Annotated in this window: 20 protein-coding genes and 1 pseudogene; 10 read left to right on the forward strand and 11 right to left on the reverse strand. The window is 66.1% G+C overall.

Annotation, left to right across the window (positions count from 1 at the left end; translation table 11 throughout):
* The first annotated feature begins 102 nt into the window (after positions 1-102).
* On the forward strand, positions 103-813 hold the full coding sequence (locus tag AC1Z32_RS27495; protein ID WP_483482001.1) for a hypothetical protein: 711 nt from the start codon (positions 103-105) through the stop codon (positions 811-813).
* Positions 814-896: 83 nt separating this feature from the next.
* On the opposite strand, the gene AC1Z32_RS27500 is transcribed toward AC1Z32_RS27495, so the two are convergent.
* Together AC1Z32_RS27500 and ydiK are read right to left on the reverse strand one after the other, a co-directional pair.
* Positions 897-1436, reverse strand: a complete 540-nt coding sequence (locus AC1Z32_RS27500) for a DUF6572 domain-containing protein (RefSeq protein WP_483482002.1) — start codon at positions 1434-1436, stop codon at positions 897-899.
* Between the two features lie 190 nt (positions 1437-1626).
* Complete coding sequence (gene ydiK, locus AC1Z32_RS27505; RefSeq protein WP_483482003.1) at positions 1627-2799, reverse strand: AI-2E family transporter YdiK; 1173 nt, start codon at positions 2797-2799, stop codon at positions 1627-1629.
* 638 nt (positions 2800-3437) lie between these two features.
* On the opposite strand from ydiK, the pseudogene AC1Z32_RS27510 reads away from it, so the two are divergent.
* From AC1Z32_RS27510 to AC1Z32_RS27520, 3 genes and pseudogenes are all read left to right on the forward strand, one after another.
* Positions 3438-3608: pseudogene (locus tag AC1Z32_RS27510) on the forward strand (PQQ-binding-like beta-propeller repeat protein); the annotation flags it as partial.
* 1 nt (position 3609) lies between these two features.
* On the forward strand, positions 3610-4218 hold the full coding sequence (locus tag AC1Z32_RS27515; protein ID WP_483482004.1) for a c-type cytochrome: 609 nt from the start codon (positions 3610-3612) through the stop codon (positions 4216-4218).
* A 24-nt stretch (positions 4219-4242) separates the two neighbouring features.
* The gene (locus tag AC1Z32_RS27520) at positions 4243-4896 is read left to right on the forward strand and encodes an ankyrin repeat domain-containing protein (protein ID WP_483482005.1); all 654 of its coding nucleotides are present in this window, start codon (positions 4243-4245) and stop codon (positions 4894-4896) included.
* Between the two features lie 4 nt (positions 4897-4900).
* Here the strand turns inward: AC1Z32_RS27520 and AC1Z32_RS27525 are convergent, their stop codons facing one another.
* The 7 genes from AC1Z32_RS27525 to AC1Z32_RS27555 form a co-directional block, all read right to left on the reverse strand.
* Positions 4901-6049 carry a DUF1501 domain-containing protein gene (locus AC1Z32_RS27525; RefSeq protein ID WP_483482006.1) on the reverse strand — a complete coding sequence of 383 codons (1149 nt, stop codon included), beginning with the start codon at positions 6047-6049 and terminating at the stop codon, positions 4901-4903.
* Positions 6050-6053: 4 nt separating this feature from the next.
* Entirely contained in the window at positions 6054-7472 is a 1419-nt protein-coding gene (locus AC1Z32_RS27530) for a DUF1800 domain-containing protein (RefSeq protein WP_483482007.1), read from the reverse strand.
* Positions 7473-7536: 64 nt separating this feature from the next.
* A complete protein-coding gene (locus tag AC1Z32_RS27535) occupies positions 7537-8010 on the reverse strand; it encodes a periplasmic heavy metal sensor (RefSeq protein WP_483482008.1) in 474 nt (157 codons plus the stop codon).
* The gene (locus AC1Z32_RS27540; protein WP_483482009.1) at positions 8007-8453 is read right to left on the reverse strand and encodes a hypothetical protein; all 447 of its coding nucleotides are present in this window, start codon (positions 8451-8453) and stop codon (positions 8007-8009) included. The genes AC1Z32_RS27535 and AC1Z32_RS27540 overlap by 4 nt, the downstream gene beginning before the upstream one ends.
* Positions 8450-9013: an RNA polymerase sigma factor gene (locus tag AC1Z32_RS27545; protein ID WP_483483328.1), complete on the reverse strand. Its 564-nt coding sequence runs from the start codon at positions 9011-9013 to the stop codon at positions 8450-8452. Before AC1Z32_RS27545 ends, AC1Z32_RS27540 begins: the two co-directional genes overlap by 4 nt.
* A gap of 217 nt (positions 9014-9230) precedes the next feature.
* Complete coding sequence (locus tag AC1Z32_RS27550; protein WP_483482010.1) at positions 9231-9563, reverse strand: YXWGXW repeat-containing protein; 333 nt, start codon at positions 9561-9563, stop codon at positions 9231-9233.
* Positions 9564-9671: 108 nt separating this feature from the next.
* Positions 9672-10586 (reverse strand): LysR family transcriptional regulator, encoded by a 915-nt coding sequence (locus AC1Z32_RS27555; RefSeq protein WP_483482011.1) that lies wholly within the window; start codon positions 10584-10586, stop codon positions 9672-9674.
* A gap of 107 nt (positions 10587-10693) precedes the next feature.
* Between AC1Z32_RS27555 and AC1Z32_RS27560 the strand changes: the two genes are divergently transcribed.
* Together AC1Z32_RS27560 and AC1Z32_RS27565 are read left to right on the forward strand one after the other, a co-directional pair.
* Positions 10694-11662, forward strand: coding sequence for an alpha/beta fold hydrolase (locus AC1Z32_RS27560; RefSeq protein ID WP_483482012.1), 969 nt, complete (start codon positions 10694-10696; stop codon positions 11660-11662).
* Between the two features lie 56 nt (positions 11663-11718).
* Positions 11719-12678 (forward strand): glutathione S-transferase family protein, encoded by a 960-nt coding sequence (locus AC1Z32_RS27565; RefSeq protein ID WP_483482013.1) that lies wholly within the window; start codon positions 11719-11721, stop codon positions 12676-12678.
* Here the strand turns inward: AC1Z32_RS27565 and AC1Z32_RS27570 are convergent.
* Positions 12675-13526: a 3-hydroxybutyryl-CoA dehydrogenase gene (locus AC1Z32_RS27570; RefSeq protein WP_483482014.1), complete on the reverse strand. Its 852-nt coding sequence runs from the start codon at positions 13524-13526 to the stop codon at positions 12675-12677. The two genes, AC1Z32_RS27565 and AC1Z32_RS27570, sit on opposite strands and share 4 nt — an antisense overlap.
* A gap of 88 nt (positions 13527-13614) precedes the next feature.
* A complete protein-coding gene (locus AC1Z32_RS27575; protein ID WP_483482015.1) occupies positions 13615-14100 on the reverse strand; it encodes a 2,4'-dihydroxyacetophenone dioxygenase family protein in 486 nt (161 codons plus the stop codon).
* Between the two features lie 121 nt (positions 14101-14221).
* Here AC1Z32_RS27575 and AC1Z32_RS27580 point away from each other — a divergent pair, with 121 nt between their 5' ends.
* From AC1Z32_RS27580 to AC1Z32_RS27595, 4 genes are read left to right on the forward strand one after another with little or no spacing between them, the layout of a single operon-like run.
* Positions 14222-15148, forward strand: a complete 927-nt coding sequence (locus tag AC1Z32_RS27580; RefSeq protein ID WP_483482016.1) for an ABC transporter ATP-binding protein — start codon at positions 14222-14224, stop codon at positions 15146-15148.
* Positions 15145-15906: an ABC transporter permease gene (locus tag AC1Z32_RS27585; protein ID WP_062603712.1), complete on the forward strand. Its 762-nt coding sequence runs from the start codon at positions 15145-15147 to the stop codon at positions 15904-15906. Before AC1Z32_RS27580 ends, AC1Z32_RS27585 begins: the two co-directional genes overlap by 4 nt.
* A gap of 57 nt (positions 15907-15963) precedes the next feature.
* Positions 15964-16446: a peptide-methionine (R)-S-oxide reductase MsrB gene (gene msrB / locus AC1Z32_RS27590; protein WP_483482018.1), complete on the forward strand. Its 483-nt coding sequence runs from the start codon at positions 15964-15966 to the stop codon at positions 16444-16446.
* 36 nt (positions 16447-16482) lie between these two features.
* Positions 16483-17064: a hydrolase gene (locus tag AC1Z32_RS27595; RefSeq protein WP_483482019.1), complete on the forward strand. Its 582-nt coding sequence runs from the start codon at positions 16483-16485 to the stop codon at positions 17062-17064.
* Positions 17065-17124: the final 60 nt, after the last annotated feature.

Genomic DNA, 17124 nt, shown 5'->3' on the forward strand with positions numbered 1-17124 from the left:
CTGACGGAATTCGCAAGCAAATGTTTCTGCGGCGAACCGTCGAAATGGCCGATGGTCGAATGGGGCTTAACCGATCGGACAATTCAAGAGGAGGAACCGACCATGCCGAACCGTAAGTCACGGATCGCGCTTCTGTCGGCCGGCATCGCATTCGTGCTGATCGCACCGGCGGCATCGTACGCACAACTCAACCTTCAGCAATTCGGCTTCGGCAGCGGCAAGTCGGAGCCGGCCGCCGGCGCGAACGGCGCGGCGCAGCCTTCGGCGCTGAGCTCGCTCGTGCAGACCTATCTCGGCGCGAACCAGCAGGTGCTCTCGGGACAGTCGAGCCTCGCCTCGGCAATGGGCATGTCGAGCGTCGCGAGCCAGGCGCAGTCGGCGGCGGGCCTGCTGTCGGGCGCATCGGGCGGCAGCGGTGTGCCGAGCACGAGTGTGCTGTCGCAACTCGGCGGCACGCAGCAGAGCGTGTCGCAATCGTTGATGAAGGCGTTCACGAGCGGCTCCACAACGCCGCCGACCGCCGCGAGCAAACAGACTTTCAGCGATGGCCTCGCATCGCTCGGGCAGGGCGTGAAGCAGTACGCCGGCCTGCAAAACGATCTCGGCGCGGTGTCGAATTCGATGAACATGTCCTCGCTGCTGCAGGCCGGCTCGAACCCGGCGACGGCGCAGGCGGCGACCTATATCGCGCAATCGGCGCCGGGACAATTGCAGTCGCTCGTGCAGACGCTCACCCAAGCGGTGCAGTACGCGAAGACCAACGGCATCTCGGTGCCGTCGATCGCGGCATCGGCGTTGAGCGGCGCGAAATGATGTGACGCGTCGATCACGCGCACAAAAGAAAAGCGGCGAGGCTCGGATGAGCTTCGCCGTTTTTCTGTGGCGGGACGTTCGCTTCAGTGACCGGCCGCCTGGCGCATCGCAAGACGCCTGAGCACCGGCAACGTCTGCGGGCGGCGCGACTCGGGTCTCAGCGGCGGGAGGTACGAGATATCGGCGACGTCGGCGAGGCGCGTGTACGGGTCCGCTTCGAGCACTTCGAGCGCGGGCGGCTCGACCGGCTCCGCCACGACATGCTCGGGTTTATCGACGGCGATGCCGAGCGAATGACGCACATCCACGCCGCGAATATGCACCTTGTAACCGGCACCTTCGATCATGCGTTCGCGCGATTTCCAGAACTCGAGCGCAGAGGGTGTCATCGGGTGCATCGACACATATTCAAGCACGATCTCATAGCCGCGAACCTTGGGGTAATTCAGCAGCAATTGACCTGAGCGGATATAACGGATGTACCGGTCGATCTTTTTCGTGAGCAAATCCTGATGAACGCCTGCATCGCGCCAGTCGAGATCATCGAAGAGCCCGACATATACACGTTTGAAGAGAATGTTCACTCCGATGTAATCGATGGCGTCCACGTCGCGCAGAGACATGGTCAATCCCCTACGCCCTCAACGGGCAAATAACAAAGGATTGCATTGTAACGGATAGAAATCGTCAATTAACCGTGAAACTTACCGTTAACCGGGCTGGAATCTCATTTTCGTAAGACTCCGAATTCTCGATTTAAGTGAAGTCCGATTGTCGAGAACAAATACAACAAAACTCAAAGATATTCATCATTCAGGTCTGTCTTCTCGATGCATCGGCGAGATCCCGTGTGGATGCGGCTTCCGCGACTTCTTCGTTACTCATCGCCTCGACTTGCGGCAGCGGCGGCTGCTCGTTGATCCACGCATTCAGGATCGTCGACGTCACCGCGAGAATGACGGGCCCGATGAATAATCCGACTATTCCGAACGCGAACATGCCGCCGAGCACGCCGGAAAGGATCAGGAGCATCGAGAGATTCACACCGCGTTTGATGAGAATCGGGCGCAGGAAGTTGTCGAGCATGGCGATCATGATCGACCACACCAGCAGGAGCGATCCGGCGACATGCGAGCCGTGCCAGAAGAGCCATGCGACGCCGCCGAGCAAGGGCAGCAGCGGCCCGATCTGCGCGAGGCAAAGCATCAGCATGACGGCGGTGATGATGCCCGCGGCGGGCACGCCCGCGAGCGCGAGCCCGATGCCGCCGAGCGCCGATTGCGTGACCGCCGTCACGACGATGCCGAGCGCCACCGCGCGGATCGCGAGGCCGGCGAGCTTGATGGCTTCCGCGCCGCGCTGCGCGGCGATGCGCGTCGCGAAGCGCACGATGAAGCGCCCGGCCGCCTCGCCGTTCATATACAGGATGCCGGAGATGATGACCGTGATGAGCATGTGCATCACGAACACGCCGACGACGGCCGCATGTGCGAGCATCCAGCGCGCCGCGATCGTCACGTAGGGCTCGATCTTCGCGAGCAGGCCGCCCGGGCCCGCGTCCGAGAGCGTCTGCCATTCCCTTGCAATGCGCTGGCCCGCGACCGGGACATCGTGCACCCAGTGCGGCGGCGGCGGCAACGCATAGCTCGGCAGGCTCTTGATGGCGGTCATGATCTCGCCGCCGTGCAGCGCGAGCGTCGAGATCGCTTCGTAGAGCGGCAGCACGATCACGATCAGCAGCATGAACAGCATCACGCTCGTTGCGATCCAGCGGCGGTTGCCGCAGCGGCGCTGCACGGCGCGCATGAGCGGCCAGGTCGCGACGACGATCGTCGTCGCCCAGATGAGGCCGGGCAGGAACGGACGCAGGACGTAGAGGCTGCCGACCGTCAGCGCGGTGAGAATCGTGATGACGAGCAGAATGCGGGCGATATCCACCGGCTGGCGTGGACTCGGATTCGGCTGCCCGTTGGATGGGATTGGCATGATGCGTCCGGATGAAAGTGAAGGGTTGCGCGGCGTCTGCCGACGGGCATGGCGCGCAACGAGCGATGAACAAGCGACAAACGAACGCCGGCGGTCCGGCAAGCCGCTCCCGAAGTGAGGGGCGCAATCATAACGGCACTCCGTTCCATGCTACTAAAAATCGCGCCGCGCCTGTCCCTGAAAATATCCTTCGTCCGATAGAAGAGGCATTCAGCGAAGCCTTTCCATAAATCTGGAAATGATTTCTTAAATTGCCTATCCTTTTTTGCGGACGCAGAAGAGGGCATGCACTGCTCCGCCGCGCGCCACGAGGACCAGACAAGAACGTTTGGGAGGCTGACATGGCCGGTTTTTCCCGTACCTCGCTCGTCCCGCTCATCATCATCGCCGCCGGTGCTTTCGGAATCGTGACATCGCCCGGAATCGAAGCCGCCGAGGAAATCCAGAACGCCAACACGACGCAAACCTCGCCGGTCCCGAGCGCGTTGCGGCCTGTCTCGCAGCAGCAGCTCGACGGCGCTGCGGGCGACAGCAGCCTCATGGCTGCACTCGAACGGCTCGTATGCCGAAACGCGCTATGCGCCCGCGACGCAGATCAACACGTCGAACGTGGCGAAGCTGAAACCAGCGTTCATCTCGACGCCGCCACTGGCCGCAAGCTCTGGGAGTTCCAGTGCGGCGCGGGCGTCAATGCGCCGGCGGTGTCGTACATGGTGAACGGCAAGCAGTACATCGCGGTCGCGGCGGGCGGCAATACGCAACTCGACTTCAAGCGCGGCAACAGCGTGCTCGTGTTCGCTCTGCCTTGAAATGGCGACGCGTTCGAAGCGGCTTCGTGTCTGGCTCGTGTACGCGCTGTGGATCGTCGTGTGCGTGCTGCTGTCGCTGCCGTCGCTTTCGCGCGCCGATGCGAAGGCCGGCGCCGCGAAGGCCGCCGTCTGCTCGACGTGTCATGGCCTCGCGGGCAACTCGATGACGGGCGACTATCCGTCGCTCGCGGGGCAGACTTCCCGCTATCTCTATCTGCAATTGCGCGATTTCAAGGCGGGCCGCCGCAGAGATTCGCGCATGTCGCCGATGGCCGCGAACCTCGCGCCCCATGACATGCGCGATCTCGCCGATTATTTCGCCGCGCAAAAGCACGTTCCGACCGATTTCAAGGCGGACCCGGTGAAGGTCGAGGCGGGCAGGAGGAAGTCCGAGGAGCTTCTCTGCACGATGTGCCACCTCGGCGGCTTCTCGGGCCAGAACGAGATTCCGCGCCTGGCCGGGCAGCAGTATCCGTACATCGTGAAGCAACTGCAGGACTTCCGCGACAGGAAGCGCACCAACGACGCGGGCAACATGACGAGCGTTTCCAAGAATCTCACGGACGCGGACATCGAGAATCTGGCGAACTACATCGCGAATCTGCAATGACGTTCAATGGAGGCGGCCATAACGATGACAAGAACGCTTCGCGTGCTGACATTCGCTCTGTCGATGACGTGCTCCTGCGCGATTGCCTACGCGCAGCAGGACGCCTACGCGCTCAACGAGCGCCTGCTTTCCGCCGTGCGCGAGGGCGATCAGGCCGCCGTCACGCGTTTGCTCGATGAAGGCGCGGCGATCGATTCGCGCAACCGTATCGGCGCCACGCCGCTCATCAGCGCATGCAAGAAAGGCCTGACGCCGATGGCGCGCATGCTGATCGCGCGCGGCGCGAACGTGAGCCAGGCGGACGTGCAGGGCATCACGCCGCTGATGGCCGCCGCCTTCGAAGGCAACGACGACATCGCGGCCTTGCTGCTGGCGCATCACGCCGATGCCGCCGCGACCGACCGTGTCGGCAAGACCGCGATGGAGTACGCGGCGGGACGCGGGCATACGGCCGTCGTGCAGCGCTTGCTCGACACGGGCGTCGATGTGAACGCCGCGTATCGCAACCACCTCACGGCGCTGATGTGGGCGGCGGGCTACGATCAGGCCGAGACGGCGTCGATGCTGCTCGCGCGCGGCGCGAAGCGCGATCTGCGCGACGATCGCGGCATGACCGCGAAGGACATCGCCGAGCAGACCGGTTCGACGCATGTCGCGGCGTTGCTGTCGAACGGCTGATGCCTCAGGATTTCAGGATTCGTTGTCCAAACCGTTGACCGCCGGCATCGGGAAACAGCGTCGCGCCCACACGCTGCGGATCGATGCCGAAGGTCTCGCCCGCCGCGCTCGCGATGACGGCATCGAGCCCGATCGTCGGCTTCAGATCGCGCGCCTGATACAGCGACGCATTCGCGAGTCCCGGCCAGTCCGCGAGCACGCGGGCGCCCGCCACCGCGCCGCCGACGATCATCGCCGCCGACGCCGTGCCGTGGTCCGTGCCGCCCGTGCCGTTCGCCGCCGCCGTGCGGCCGAACTCGGTCGCTACCAGCACCGTCGTGTTCGCCCAGTGCTCGCCGAGGCCGTCGCGCAGCGACGCGAGCAGCGTGTCGAGCGCCTTCAGTTGCGTGGCGAGGCGCGGGTTCTGCGCGCTGTGCGTGTCCCAGCCGCCGGTTTCGATCATCGCGATGCGCGGGCCATCGGGCTTGCCCAGAAAGCTGGCGGCGAGCTTGCCGAGGCTCGCCGGATCCTGGCGAGCGCCAGCGTCGGCGGCGAGGCCGCGCGCCTGCATCGCGGCATCCCAGAGCGGATGAAGCTGCGCATCGCCCGCATAGAGCTGCGAGACGCGCGTGAGGAGATCGTCGGGTGCCTGCGGCAATGACGAAGGCGCATACGACGTGACTTCCGCGCGGCCGCGCAGCGCGAGCGGCACGGTCGGCGCGAACGCGACGGCATCGGCGCGCGGTGCGGGCAGCATCGACAACAGGCGGTTCATCCAGCCGTCCTTCAACCGGTACGGCGCGGCGCCGCCGGTTTCGAGCACGTTCTGGCCGTCGAAGTGCGAGCGCTCGCGATAGGGCGACGCCACCGCATGCACGAACAGCGCCTCCTTGCCGGCGTACATCCGCGCGACCTGTTTCATCGACGGATGCAGCGCGAAGAGGCCGTCGAGCTTCGTTGCCGCCGATGCATCGATGGCGAGCGGGCCGCGCAGTGTCGCATACGCGGGATCGCCATATGGCACGACGATGTTCAGCCCGTCCGCCGCCCCGCGCTGGATCACGAAGACGAAGCGGCGGTCGGTTTCGGCGGAGGCGAACACGATCCGCGGCGCGACGAGCATCGCGCCGGCGCTCGCGCCCGCGCACCACAGGAACTGGCGACGCGTCAGCATGGGTTCATCTCCTCAGAAAATCGGGGGACACGAGCAGCAGCGCGAGCGCGGTCTGCGCGCTTTCGGCACGCGCGACGGCGCTGGCGGTCGGCTCGGACAACACGCCCGCGAGCAGTTGCGGGCCGAGCGCGCGGGCATCGAGCGTGTCGCCTGTGCGCGCGGCAAAGCGTTGCGCAAGCTCGACGCGGCGCACGAGCGCATCGGGCGCGGCCCAGCTCGCGGCGACATCGTCGTAACCGGCGGGCGAGCCGGGGCGCCAGACCTGCTGCCCCAGTTGCGTGAGGAGCGGCGCGGCGCGCGCGCCTTGCAAGCCGGTGCGGCCCAATCCGCGCAAGGACGAGATGGTCCAGTCCCACGGCGTCTTGAATTTGGCGGGCGCGCCCGGCCACGCTTCGGGCGCTTCGATCAGTGCGCGATACACCGAGGGCAGATCACCGCCGCTATCGCTGAACGCGCTCGCAAGCCGCTCGACGAGCGCGGGCGGCGGCGTGTCCGCGACGAAGTGGCGCGCGAGTTTCTCCGCGATGTGATGCGCCGTCGCGCGCGAATTGGCCAGATCGCGCAGGACGGCGAGCGGCTGCTCATCGCCGGCCTGCGCGTATTGCCTGCCCATCACCGTGCGCGCGCCCGGCTCGTGCAGGCGCGCACGGAACACGTACTGGCCGGGCGGCGCGGGATCGTCGGGGTTCTTGCCCGCGTTCGCGCCCATCGCCCCGAGGCTCCAGCCGGTGAGCGCGCGCGCGAACTCGGTCACGTCGGCTTGCGTGTAGCCGCTGCGCACGCCGAGCGTGTGCAGCTCCATGATCTCGCGCGCGAGGTTTTCGTTGAGGCCGCGCCTGTTGTTGGGATCGCGCATCGCCGCGCGCGCGGCGGCGGGGCTGTCCGGTCCGACGGAGCGCGCCTGATCGAGAAAGATCTGCATCGCCGGATGCCGTTCCGCCGCGACCAGCATGTCCTCGAAGCGGCCGAGCACATGCGGGCGAATCGCCTCGTTTTCGAACGATCCGGCGAGCATGGCGACGGGCGGCTTTTCGATCGACACCGCGAAGTGATTCGCCCAGAAATGCACGAGGCGTTCGATGAAAGGCGTGCTCGTCGTGAGCGCGCTCGTCACGCGGGCATCGACGGCATCGCGGTAGACCTCGCGGATCTGCTCGGCGTATTGCTTGCGCACGGCGGGTTTGTCGGCATCGCTCGCATCGCGCAGCGCGCGCTGGCGTTCGGCGAAGCGCGCGGCGAGCGCGGCGCTCGATGGTTGGCTGCCGAGCGCCGGCGGCATCGGCTGATAGCTGCTCGTGCGCGGATCGGCCTGTTCCGCGAGCCAGCCGCGCGGATCGGCGGGCAGCGGCTCGCCCGGCCGCGCGCCAAGGCCGAAGCGATTCACCGCGATGGCGGCGGGCGAGCGTTGCGGCGCGATTGCCATGACTTGCTCCAGACGCTTTCGATGTGGGTTAAACGTGCGAGCGCGGGAAATCCGTCGCGCGAGGTCACTGCCGCGGCCGTTCGCCAGGCGGGACGGCGCGCAGCGGGCCATAGCGCTCCATCGCGCCGACAAGCTTCAGCCGTTCCTCGGGCGTGAGCGTCGATGCGAAATCCGCGACCGTGCCTTCGATGCGCGCGCGCAGCGCGATGTCCGCGTCGCGCGTGCGGGTCAGCGCGTCATCGAGCGCATGGCGATCGAAGTCGCGTGCGGCGAGGATGTGCGCGATATCGATGCGTCCGTCGCGCGCATCGCGGATCAGCGGCAGACTTTCGCGGCGCGCATGGCGCAACGCGTCGCGTAGTTGTTGCTGGCGTTCGGCGGAGAGATCGGCGGCGGCGAAGCGGATGCCGCGTGGCTGCGCGGCTTCCCCGCGCTGATGCGCGAACAGCCGATAGGCGCCGCCCGCGATCGATCCGATCAGAAATACGTTCAGCACGAGCGACACCGCCGCGAGCGTCTTCAGCGTGCGTGGATTCATTGATCGCTCCAGTCGGAAGGGGCGCCGCCGAAGGCCGTGCCCGAATAGGATTGCTCGAACCAGCCGCCGTGCGCGCCGTCGTTCGGCGCGGGCGCGGGTGCGGGCGCGAGCAGCGAAACCAGCAGCGCGCCCGCCGCGACGCCCGCCGCACCCGCGCCGATGAAGCCCGCGCCCGAGAACCAGATGCGCGGACGCCGCCAGAACGTGCGCGCGGGCCGCGCCGGCGCGGAATCGACGATGCGCCGCGCGAGTTCCGGGCTGGGCGCGGCGACCGCGTGCGCGTCGAGCATGGCGTCGAGCGCGCGGGCTTCGGCGAGTGCGGCGAGTGTTTGCGCATCGCCGGCGGCGACGAGCGCGAGCGCCGCGTCGCGTTCGTGCGCGGGCCAGCGTTCCGGCGACGCGCCGTAAGCCTCGGTGATGTGGCGGAATCGTTCGGGTGTCATCGATGTTCCTTCGGAGCGTCGAGTGCGGCTCTGAGATTGCGGCGCGCGCGGGCGAGCAGGCTTTCGAGCGCTTCGACGCTCACGCCCATCAAGGCCGCCGCGTCCGCGTTCGGCAATTCCTGGTAGTACTGCAGCACGAGCGCCTCCCGCTGGCGCGCGGGCAGTCTCGCGAGCGCCTGCGCGATGCGCTCGTTCGCATGCGCCGTGTCGAGGCGTTCGTCGGGCAGTGGAGCGGGATCGGCCTGCTCGGGAAGCGCGTCGGACACGGTCGACTCCCGATGACGGCGCAAGCGGTCGTAACACAGATTGAGCGTCACGCGATGCAGCCACGTATCGAAGCGCGCGGTTCCGGTGCGCCACTTCGGCGCGATCTTCCAGATGCGCAGAAACGCTTCCTGAGCCACGTCGTCGGCCTCGTCACGATCGCCCAGCATGCGCGCCGCGAGCGCGACGATGCGCGGGAGCTTCCTCGCGACGATCTCGCGGACGGCTCCCGGTTCCCGATTGCCGACGCGGGCAATGAGCGCGGTGTCCGGATCTTCTTCTTCGTTCAATGTGATCTCGGGTCTCGTGGCGCATGTTGGACTGCATGCTCGCGGACGGGCGGAATGCCGTCGCCGTCCGCATCCTCAGTAAACGACGACCGGCCCGCGATAGTAGACAGGATGCGCCGGATAGACGACGCAACCCGCGAGCGTCAGCGCGACGAGCGCGGCGGCGAGCAGTGTTTTCAGCATGATGGGCCACCTCGTTTCGGTTGTGTCGGGACGCGCGACATCACGCCCAATGGCCTTCGACCCAGCGCCAGTTCGGCCCGTGCGCGACCCAGTGCCCCGGAATCCAGCGATAACCCGCGCGCACCGGCCGCCAGTGGCCCGGCGCCCAGACGTAGCCGCCATGCGTCCAGCGCCAGTGTCCCGGGTCCCACGCGTAGCCCGCGCGTGGCGGCGGAGGCGGTTCGGCGCGCATCGGCGGCGGCGCGGAAGGCGCGATGATGACCGCCTGCGCTTCGGCCGGGCCGCTGTGCAGGGCGGCAAAGGAAAGGGCGATCACGGGCGCAAGAACGGCTGCGGAAAGCGCCGCGCGCAGCGGCGTGCGTGTTTTTCTCATGATGGTTCTCGTCGATTCAGGGTTGCGACGAGAACTTGAACGGAGCGAGGCCGGCGATTTCGTCGCCGGATGCACGCGGAAGTTGTAACGATGTTTTACGCCGATAGGTCAGGCGAACGCGTCGACGCCATCGACGAGACGCTTCGCGAGACGCGGCTGACGCAACTGCTCGATCCACCATTTCAGCGCGCGGCCTTCGTGATCGCCGCGCCACGCGACGTAGAGCACGTTCGGCTCGCGCGGATCGGCGGTTTCCATTTCGACGAGCTCGCCGCGCGCGAGCAGCGTTTCCACGCGATGCCGCGGCACCCAGCCCGTGCCGAGCCCTTGCCGCTGGGCGAGGATTTTCGCGCGCATGGTCGGCACCGCGAACGCGGCCTGCCCGCCGAGCACGCCGTACGCGCGCCCCGCCGAGCGCGACGAATCCGCGACGACCACCGCGCGATGCGCCGCGATCTGCTCGCGCCGCAGCGGCCCGTCGGTCTTCGCGAGCGGATGGCGCGGCGACAGCGCGAAGGTCCATTGCATGACGCCGAGCTCGAACCAGCGCAGGCCGGGAATCGCGGGCGGCTCGTTGGTCGCGCCGACGATCAGGTCCGCGCGGCCATCGCGCAGCGCTTCCCAGGTGCCGCCCAGCACCTCGTGCGTGATGCGCAGCGCGACGCCGGATTCGAGCGCATCGAAGGCCTGCACGACGGGCAACAGCGTCTCGAATTCGAGGATTTCGTCGCAGACGATCCACAAGCGGTCTTCCCAGCCGCTCGCGATCTGCTTCACGCGCTGCGCGAGCCGCGCCACGTCGAGCATCAGACGCGACGCTTCATCGGCGAGCAGATGGCCGGCGGGCGTGAGTTGCAGGCGATAGCGGCGGCGGTCGAAGAGCAGCGCGTCGAAGCGCGTTTCCAGTTGCCGCGCGGCATGCGACACGGTCGACGGCGCCTTGCCGAGCCGCGCCGCCGCGCGCGACAAGCTGCCGGTTTCGCGGATCGCGTCGAGCAGCGAGAGTTCTTCCTCTGACAACATGTTCGACTCCATCGAACGAGTGCATCGTCCGGATCGTACGGCAAAAGCGGCGCGCGGGGTCAACATGGGAACCATCGGACAAACCGAATCTTCGATGGAGCTGAACGATGAAAACCTTCCTGCACACGATGCGCCGCGCCGCCGGCGCGCTTCTCGCAGCCGCCGCGCTGCAACCGGCCGCGCACGCCGCCAGCGCGCCGCGCGCACCGCAGGCCGCCGCCGCGAGCGCGATCGAATCACGCACGATCGACGCGAATGGCGTCGAGCTGCACTACCTGCAAGCGGGGCGAGGCGACGCGACGCCCGTCATCCTGCTGCACGGCTACACGGAAACGAGCCGCATGTGGCAACCGCTGATGACGCGTCTCGCGGGCGAGCGCGTCGTGCTGGCGCCCGATCTGCCGGGCGCGGGCGGCTCGGCGATGCCGGCCTCCGGCTACGACAAGAAAACGCTCGCGCAAGACATTCACGCGATGGTGCGCGCGCTGGGCTATCGCAAGGTGAAGCTCGTCGGGCATGACATCGGGCTGATGGTCGCGTACGCGTACGCCGCGCAGTATCCCGACGAAGTCGAAAGCATCGTGCTGATGGACGCCTTTTTGCCCGGCGTCGGCGACTGGCAGAAAGTCTGGCTGCTGCGCGACAAGTGGCATTTCAACTTCTACGGCGACACGCCTGAACAACTGGTGCGCGGCCGCGAGCGTGTCTATTTCGAGCACTTCTGGAACGATTTCGCCGCCGATCCCGCGCATTCGGTGAGCGAAGCCGATCGCCGCTATTATTCGGCGCAATACGGGCGCAGCGGCCGCATGCGCGCGGGGTTCGAGTATTTCCACGCGTTTTCGCAAGACGCGGACGATTTCGCCGCTTTCGCGAAAACGCCGCTCACGATGCCGATGCTCGTCCTCACCGGCGAGCGCGCGTCGGGCACGTTCCTGATCGATCAGGCGAAGCTCGTCGCAACCAACGTGCAGGGCGTCGTGATGCCGGGCGCCGGACACTGGCTGATGGAGGAAGCGCCGGATGCGACGATGGCGCAACTGGTGCGTTTCATCGACGCGCCTTCAACGAACTGATCATGCCGGTGCCATGGCGCATGTGTTGCGCCGTGGCCATCAAGGAGGAAATGGAAATGGGACTTCTCGTCGACGGGAAATGGCAGGACCAGTGGTACGACACGGCGTCCACCGGCGGGCGCTTCATGCGCAAGGACGCCGCATATCGCAACTGGGTGACGGCGGATGGCGCGCCGGGCCCGGGCGGAGAGGGCGGCTTCGAGGCCGAGGCGGGGCGCTATCACCTGTATGTGAGCCTCGCTTGCCCGTGGGCGCACCGCACGCTCATCATGCGCGCGCTGAAGGGGCTGGAAGCGATGATCGACGTATCCGTCGTGAACTGGCTGATGCTGGAAAACGGCTGGACCTTCGACCGGGCGCCGGGCGTCGTGCCCGACAAGATCAATGGCGCGCACTTCCTGCATCAGGTCTACACTTCCGCCGATCCGCATTACACCGGCCGCGTCACCGTGCCGGTTCTATGGGACAAGGCGCGCGGGACGATCGTCAACAACGAGTCGTCGGAGATCATTCGCATGCTGAATACGGCGTTCGACGGCATAGGCGCGAAGCCCGGCGACTACTATCCGCGCGAGCTGCGCGAAGAGATCGACGCGCTCAACGCCCGCATCTACGACACGCTCAACAACGGCGTCTACAAGGCGGGCTTCGCGACCACGCAAGCCGCGTACGAGGAAGCGGTGATGCCGCTCTTCGAGACGCTCGACTTTCTCGAAGAGCGCCTGAGCGCGCGCCGATACCTGACGGGCGAGCGCTTCACCGAAGCCGACATCCGCCTCTTCACGACGCTCGTGCGCTTCGACGCCGTGTATGTGGGCCACTTCAAGTGCAATCTGCGGCGCATCGCGGATTATCCGAATCTCTCGCGGTTCGCGCGCGAGATCTACCGCATGCCGGGCATCGCCGCGACGGTGAATTTTGAGCACATCAAGCGGCACTACTACGAAAGCCATAGGACGATCAATCCGACGGGCATCGTGCCCGCCGGACCGGTGCTCGACTTCGACGCGCCTTAGTCGTACTTGTAGACGCCGTGCTTCGTCTTGCGACCGAGACGTCCCGCCGCGACCAGCTCGCGCATCAACGGGCACGCGCGGTACTTCGAATCGCCGAAGTCCTTGAGGAACACGTCCATCACCGAGAGGCACACGTCGAGGCCGATCAGGTCCGCGAGCGCGAGCGGGCCGATCGGATGGTTCGCGCCGAGCTTCATGCCCGCGTCGATTTCCTCGGCGCTCGCCACACCTTCATAGAGCACGTAGAACGCTTCGTTGATCATCGGCACGAGAATGCGGTTGACGACGAAGCCCGGCGAATTGCGCACGCCGATCGGCGACTTGTCGAGCTTCTCCGTGAGCGCGCGCACCGCGGTGGCGGTTTCATCGCTCGTCTGCACGCCGCGAATCACTTCGACGAGCTGCAGCAGCGGCACCGGATTGAAGAAGTGCATGCCGATGAAGCGCGCAGGCGTCGCGAGCTGCGCGGCGAGCGCGGTGATCGAGATCGACGACGTATTCGACGCAATGATGGCATCGGGACGCGCGGCTTCCTCGATCTGCTTCAGGATGCGGGTCTTGAGCTCGGCGTTTTCCGTGGCGGCCTCGATCACGATGTCGGCCGCGGCGAGACGCGCGTAATCGGTCGAGGTTTCGATGCGCGTGAGCGCCGCGTCGCGCGCGGACGCCGCGAGCTTGTCCTTCGATACGAGGCGCTCCAGGCTGCCGGTCAGCGTTTTGATGCCCTTCGCGAGCGCGGCGTCGGTGACGTCGATCAGCACGACCTTGAAGCCCGCGACGGCCGCGACCTGCGCGATGCCGTTGCCCATGGTTCCCGCACCGACGATGCCGACGGTCTGAATATTCATGCTCTGCTCCTCCTTGATCTGCGCCGGCGCGAGCGGCCGGCAAACCGGAAATGGTCGAAAGCGCGCGAGGCGCGTTCAGGCATCGATTCTAACCAGCGGCGAAGGCAGTCAGATCTTTTGGCACGATGCCGTTTGCATGACAAAACGCAACATATCGGTCCAGGCCGCTCTTCCAGTTCTCGGCGGCGAGCACCTGCCCGCTGTCGTTCACGAACAGCAGTTCGCCCTGGATGATGTTGAGCGTGACGATGTCCGCGCCGTCGGCATCCGATGGCAGCGCCTCGGGCGTGTGGCTCGATCCGGCCGTCTCGTACACGATGCTCCCCGGCTCTGCGATCCACTCGTGCTCGCGATACTTCCAGCGCCCCTCGACCGTATACACGATCACCGTGCCCGTATGACGATGCCGCGGCATCTGACCTTTGGCCGGCGCTTTCATCAGCGCGATGACCTCGCCGCGAATCGGATCGAGCTTGAAGTACTTGACGAGCACGCGCTCGCTGTACGGCGTGAACGGCACCCACGGCAGGTCCGCGTCGTTGAGGCAGGTGGTGTGGATCTGTTCGAACAGCATGATGTCGGCTCCTTGTATTTCCGCAGTCCATTGTAGGCAGCGCGGCGGCCGTCGAACATCGGCCGAATGGACGACCCCATCGTTCAAGCCGGATCGCGTCGTATCTGCTATCGTCCGTGCCATGCCAACCATCATCACCGTTTCCAATCTGTCCAAGACCTACGGGTCGGGCTTCCGCGCGCTCCGGAACGTGAATCTGGAGATCCGTCGCGGCGAGATTTTCGCGCTGCTCGGCCCGAACGGGGCGGGCAAGACGACGCTCATCAGCACCGTCTGCGGCATCGTGAATCCGAGCGAGGGCAAGGTCACCGTCGCCGGTCACGACATCGTCACGGACTATCGCGCCGCGCGCGCGATGATCGGCCTCGTGCCGCAGGAACTCACCACCGACGCTTTCGAGACCGTGTGGGCGACCGTGTCGTTCAGCCGCGGGCTGTTCGGACGGCCGAAGAATCCGGCGCACATCGAGAAGGTGCTCAAGTCGCTTTCGCTCTGGAGCAAGAAGGACAACAAGATCATGACGCTCTCGGGCGGCATGAAGCGCCGCGTGCTGATCGCGAAGGCGCTCGCGCACGAGCCCGAGATCCTCTTTCTCGATGAGCCCACCGCGGGCGTCGATGTCGAATTGCGCCGCGACATGTGGGGCCTCGTGCGCGAGCTGCAGTCGAAGGGCGTGACCATCATCCTCACGACGCACTATATCGAGGAAGCGGAGGAGATGGCGGACCGCATCGGCGTCATCAATCGCGGGGAAATCGTGCTCGTCGAGGAAAAGCGCGAGCTCATGCGCAAGCTCGGTCAGAAGAAGCTCACGCTGCAGCTCGAGCATCCGCTCGCCGAAGTGCCCGCGCCGCTGTTGGCCTACGGCCTCGCGCGCTCCACCGACGGCAGCGAACTCACGTACACCTATGACGCGCACGACGAGCCGGGCCGCATCATCGCGCTGCTGCGTCACGTCGACGAAGCCGGCGTGCGCTTCAAGGATCTGCAAACGACGCAAAGCTCGCTCGAAGACATCTTCGTGAGCCTCGTCAGGGAAGCCAAATGAATCTATACGCCGTTCGCGCGATCTACCGTTTCGAGATGGCGCGCGCCGGGCGCACGCTGATGCAGAGCATCGTGTCGCCCGTCATTTCCACGTCGCTTTACTTCGTCGTGTTCGGCGCGGCCATCGGCTCGCGCATTCCGGAAGTCGACGGCATCAGCTACGGCGCGTTCATCGTGCCGGGCCTCGTGATGCTGTCGCTCCTGACGCAAAGCATCGCCAATGCGTCCTTCGGCATCTATTTTCCGAAGTTCACCGGCACGATCTACGAACTGCTGTCCGCGCCCGTGTCGTACTTCGAGCTCGTCGTGAGTTATGTGGGCGCGGCCGCGACCAAGTCGGTCATCCTCGGTCTGATCATTCTTCTGACCGCGCGGCTGTTCGTGCCGCTCAGAATCGATCATCCGGTCTGGATGATCCTCTTTTTGCTGCTCACATCGGTGACGTTCAGCCTGCTCGGGTTCATCATCGGCATCTGGGCGGACGGTTTCGAGAAGCTGCAGATCATTCCGCTCCTGATCGTCACGCCGCTCACGTTTCTCGGCGGCAGCTTCTATTCGATCAACATCCTGCCGCCGTTCTGGAAGACCGTCGCGCTGTTCAATCCGGTCGTCTATCTGATCAGCGGCTTTCGCTGGAGCTTTTACGGACTCGCCGATGTCCAAGTCGGCGTGAGTCTCGGCATGACGCTGGTCTTTCTCGCGGTATTCATCGCGATCGTCGCGTGGATCTTCAAAACGGGATACCGGCTCAAATCGTAGCGCGGCGCGCCGGCCGGGCGCCGGCTGGGCGGATGAGAGCATGAGGGCGTACATCGGATGAAAATCATGAGACGCACGAAGCGCAATTTTCTCGGTGTGATGGCCGCCGCGTTCGCGGGCGGCGCGCGCCCTTCCGCGCCCGCCAGATCGTATGAAATCGACCACAGCAGCGCGGACTGGCGCCGCCGCCTGTCTTCCGAACAGTTTCGCGTCCTCCGGCGCGGCGGCACCGAGCCGCCGTTCGCAAGCCCGCTGCTCAGGGAGCACCGGGACGGCACCTATGCGTGCGCGGGGTGCGGGCTCCCGTTGTTTTCGTCGGCGGCGAAATTCGACAGCGGCACCGGCTGGCCGAGCTTCTGGAAGCCGCTCGACGGCTCGGTCGCGATGCACGCGGACGCGACCGGCCACATGCGCAACGAGGTGCACTGTCGGCGCTGCGGCGGGCATCTCGGCCACGTCTTCGACGATGGCCCGAAGCCCACCGGCTTGCGCTACTGCATGAACGGCGCTGCGCTCGAATTCCTGCACGACGAAGCCTGACATCGCGCACTCATCCCTCTTTCTGGCGACTTTCTCATGAACGCACTCGAACTCAAGCTCGATTCGGCGAAGACAGCGCTCGTGCTGATCGATTTGCAGGCGGGCATCGCCGCCTTGCCAGTGCAGCCTCACGACGCCGCGAGCGTGCTCGCGAACGCCCGTGCGCTCGCCGACCGATTTCGCGGGCTGGGCGCGCCGGTCGTGCTCGTCAAGGTGGCGTTTCCGAACGCGCCCGGCGGCCTGCGTCCGATCACCGACGCTGGACAGCCGCAGGAAGCGCCGGAGCCCGCGGGCTGGAGCGAGTTGTGCGCCGAGCTTGGCGTGCAGGCGTCGGATATCGTGGTCACCAAGCGGCAGTGGGGCGCGTTCTACGGCACGGACCTCGATTCCCACTTGCGCCGGCGCGGCATCGAGACGATCGTGCTGGGCGGCATCGCGACGGCCATCGGCGTGGATTCGACCGCGCGCGGCGCGCACGAGCGCGGCTATCAGCAGATTTTCGTCGAGGACGCAATGAGCGACTTGCACGCCGACACGCACGAATCGACCTGCCGCTACATCTTTCCGCGCATTGGCCGCATTCGTTCGACGGAACAGGTGTTGGCGGCACTGGCATAGCGGCGCGCGTCGCCTATCCTGTAGCGTACGTCCGATATCGACGGGCGCGACGAGGTGCGG

Source organism: Caballeronia sp. 11_S32, from assembly GCF_056930355.1.

Coding starts and splice junctions, on each gene's coding strand:
- AC1Z32_RS27530 (WP_483482007.1), bottom strand. CDS start 7,472: ATGGCAATCGCGCCGCAACGCTCGCCCGCCGCCATCGCGGTGAATCGC.
- AC1Z32_RS27515 (WP_483482004.1), top strand. CDS start 3,610: ATGGCGACGCGTTCGAAGCGGCTTCGTGTCTGGCTCGTGTACGCGCTG.
- AC1Z32_RS27495 (WP_483482001.1), top strand. CDS start 103: ATGCCGAACCGTAAGTCACGGATCGCGCTTCTGTCGGCCGGCATCGCA.
- AC1Z32_RS27570 (WP_483482014.1), bottom strand. CDS start 13,526: ATGAATATTCAGACCGTCGGCATCGTCGGTGCGGGAACCATGGGCAAC.
- AC1Z32_RS27550 (WP_483482010.1), bottom strand. CDS start 9,563: ATGAGAAAAACACGCACGCCGCTGCGCGCGGCGCTTTCCGCAGCCGTT.
- AC1Z32_RS27580 (WP_483482016.1), top strand. CDS start 14,222: ATGCCAACCATCATCACCGTTTCCAATCTGTCCAAGACCTACGGGTCG.
- AC1Z32_RS27555 (WP_483482011.1), bottom strand. CDS start 10,586: ATGTTGTCAGAGGAAGAACTCTCGCTGCTCGACGCGATCCGCGAAACC.
- AC1Z32_RS27560 (WP_483482012.1), top strand. CDS start 10,694: ATGAAAACCTTCCTGCACACGATGCGCCGCGCCGCCGGCGCGCTTCTC.
- msrB (WP_483482018.1), top strand. CDS start 15,964: ATGAAAATCATGAGACGCACGAAGCGCAATTTTCTCGGTGTGATGGCC.
- AC1Z32_RS27500 (WP_483482002.1), bottom strand. CDS start 1,436: ATGTCTCTGCGCGACGTGGACGCCATCGATTACATCGGAGTGAACATT.
- ydiK (WP_483482003.1), bottom strand. CDS start 2,799: ATGCCAATCCCATCCAACGGGCAGCCGAATCCGAGTCCACGCCAGCCG.
- AC1Z32_RS27585 (WP_062603712.1), top strand. CDS start 15,145: ATGAATCTATACGCCGTTCGCGCGATCTACCGTTTCGAGATGGCGCGC.
- AC1Z32_RS27525 (WP_483482006.1), bottom strand. CDS start 6,049: ATGCTGACGCGTCGCCAGTTCCTGTGGTGCGCGGGCGCGAGCGCCGGC.
- AC1Z32_RS27535 (WP_483482008.1), bottom strand. CDS start 8,010: ATGAATCCACGCACGCTGAAGACGCTCGCGGCGGTGTCGCTCGTGCTG.
- AC1Z32_RS27520 (WP_483482005.1), top strand. CDS start 4,243: ATGACAAGAACGCTTCGCGTGCTGACATTCGCTCTGTCGATGACGTGC.
- AC1Z32_RS27595 (WP_483482019.1), top strand. CDS start 16,483: ATGAACGCACTCGAACTCAAGCTCGATTCGGCGAAGACAGCGCTCGTG.
- AC1Z32_RS27575 (WP_483482015.1), bottom strand. CDS start 14,100: ATGCTGTTCGAACAGATCCACACCACCTGCCTCAACGACGCGGACCTG.
- AC1Z32_RS27540 (WP_483482009.1), bottom strand. CDS start 8,453: ATGACACCCGAACGATTCCGCCACATCACCGAGGCTTACGGCGCGTCG.
- AC1Z32_RS27565 (WP_483482013.1), top strand. CDS start 11,719: ATGGGACTTCTCGTCGACGGGAAATGGCAGGACCAGTGGTACGACACG.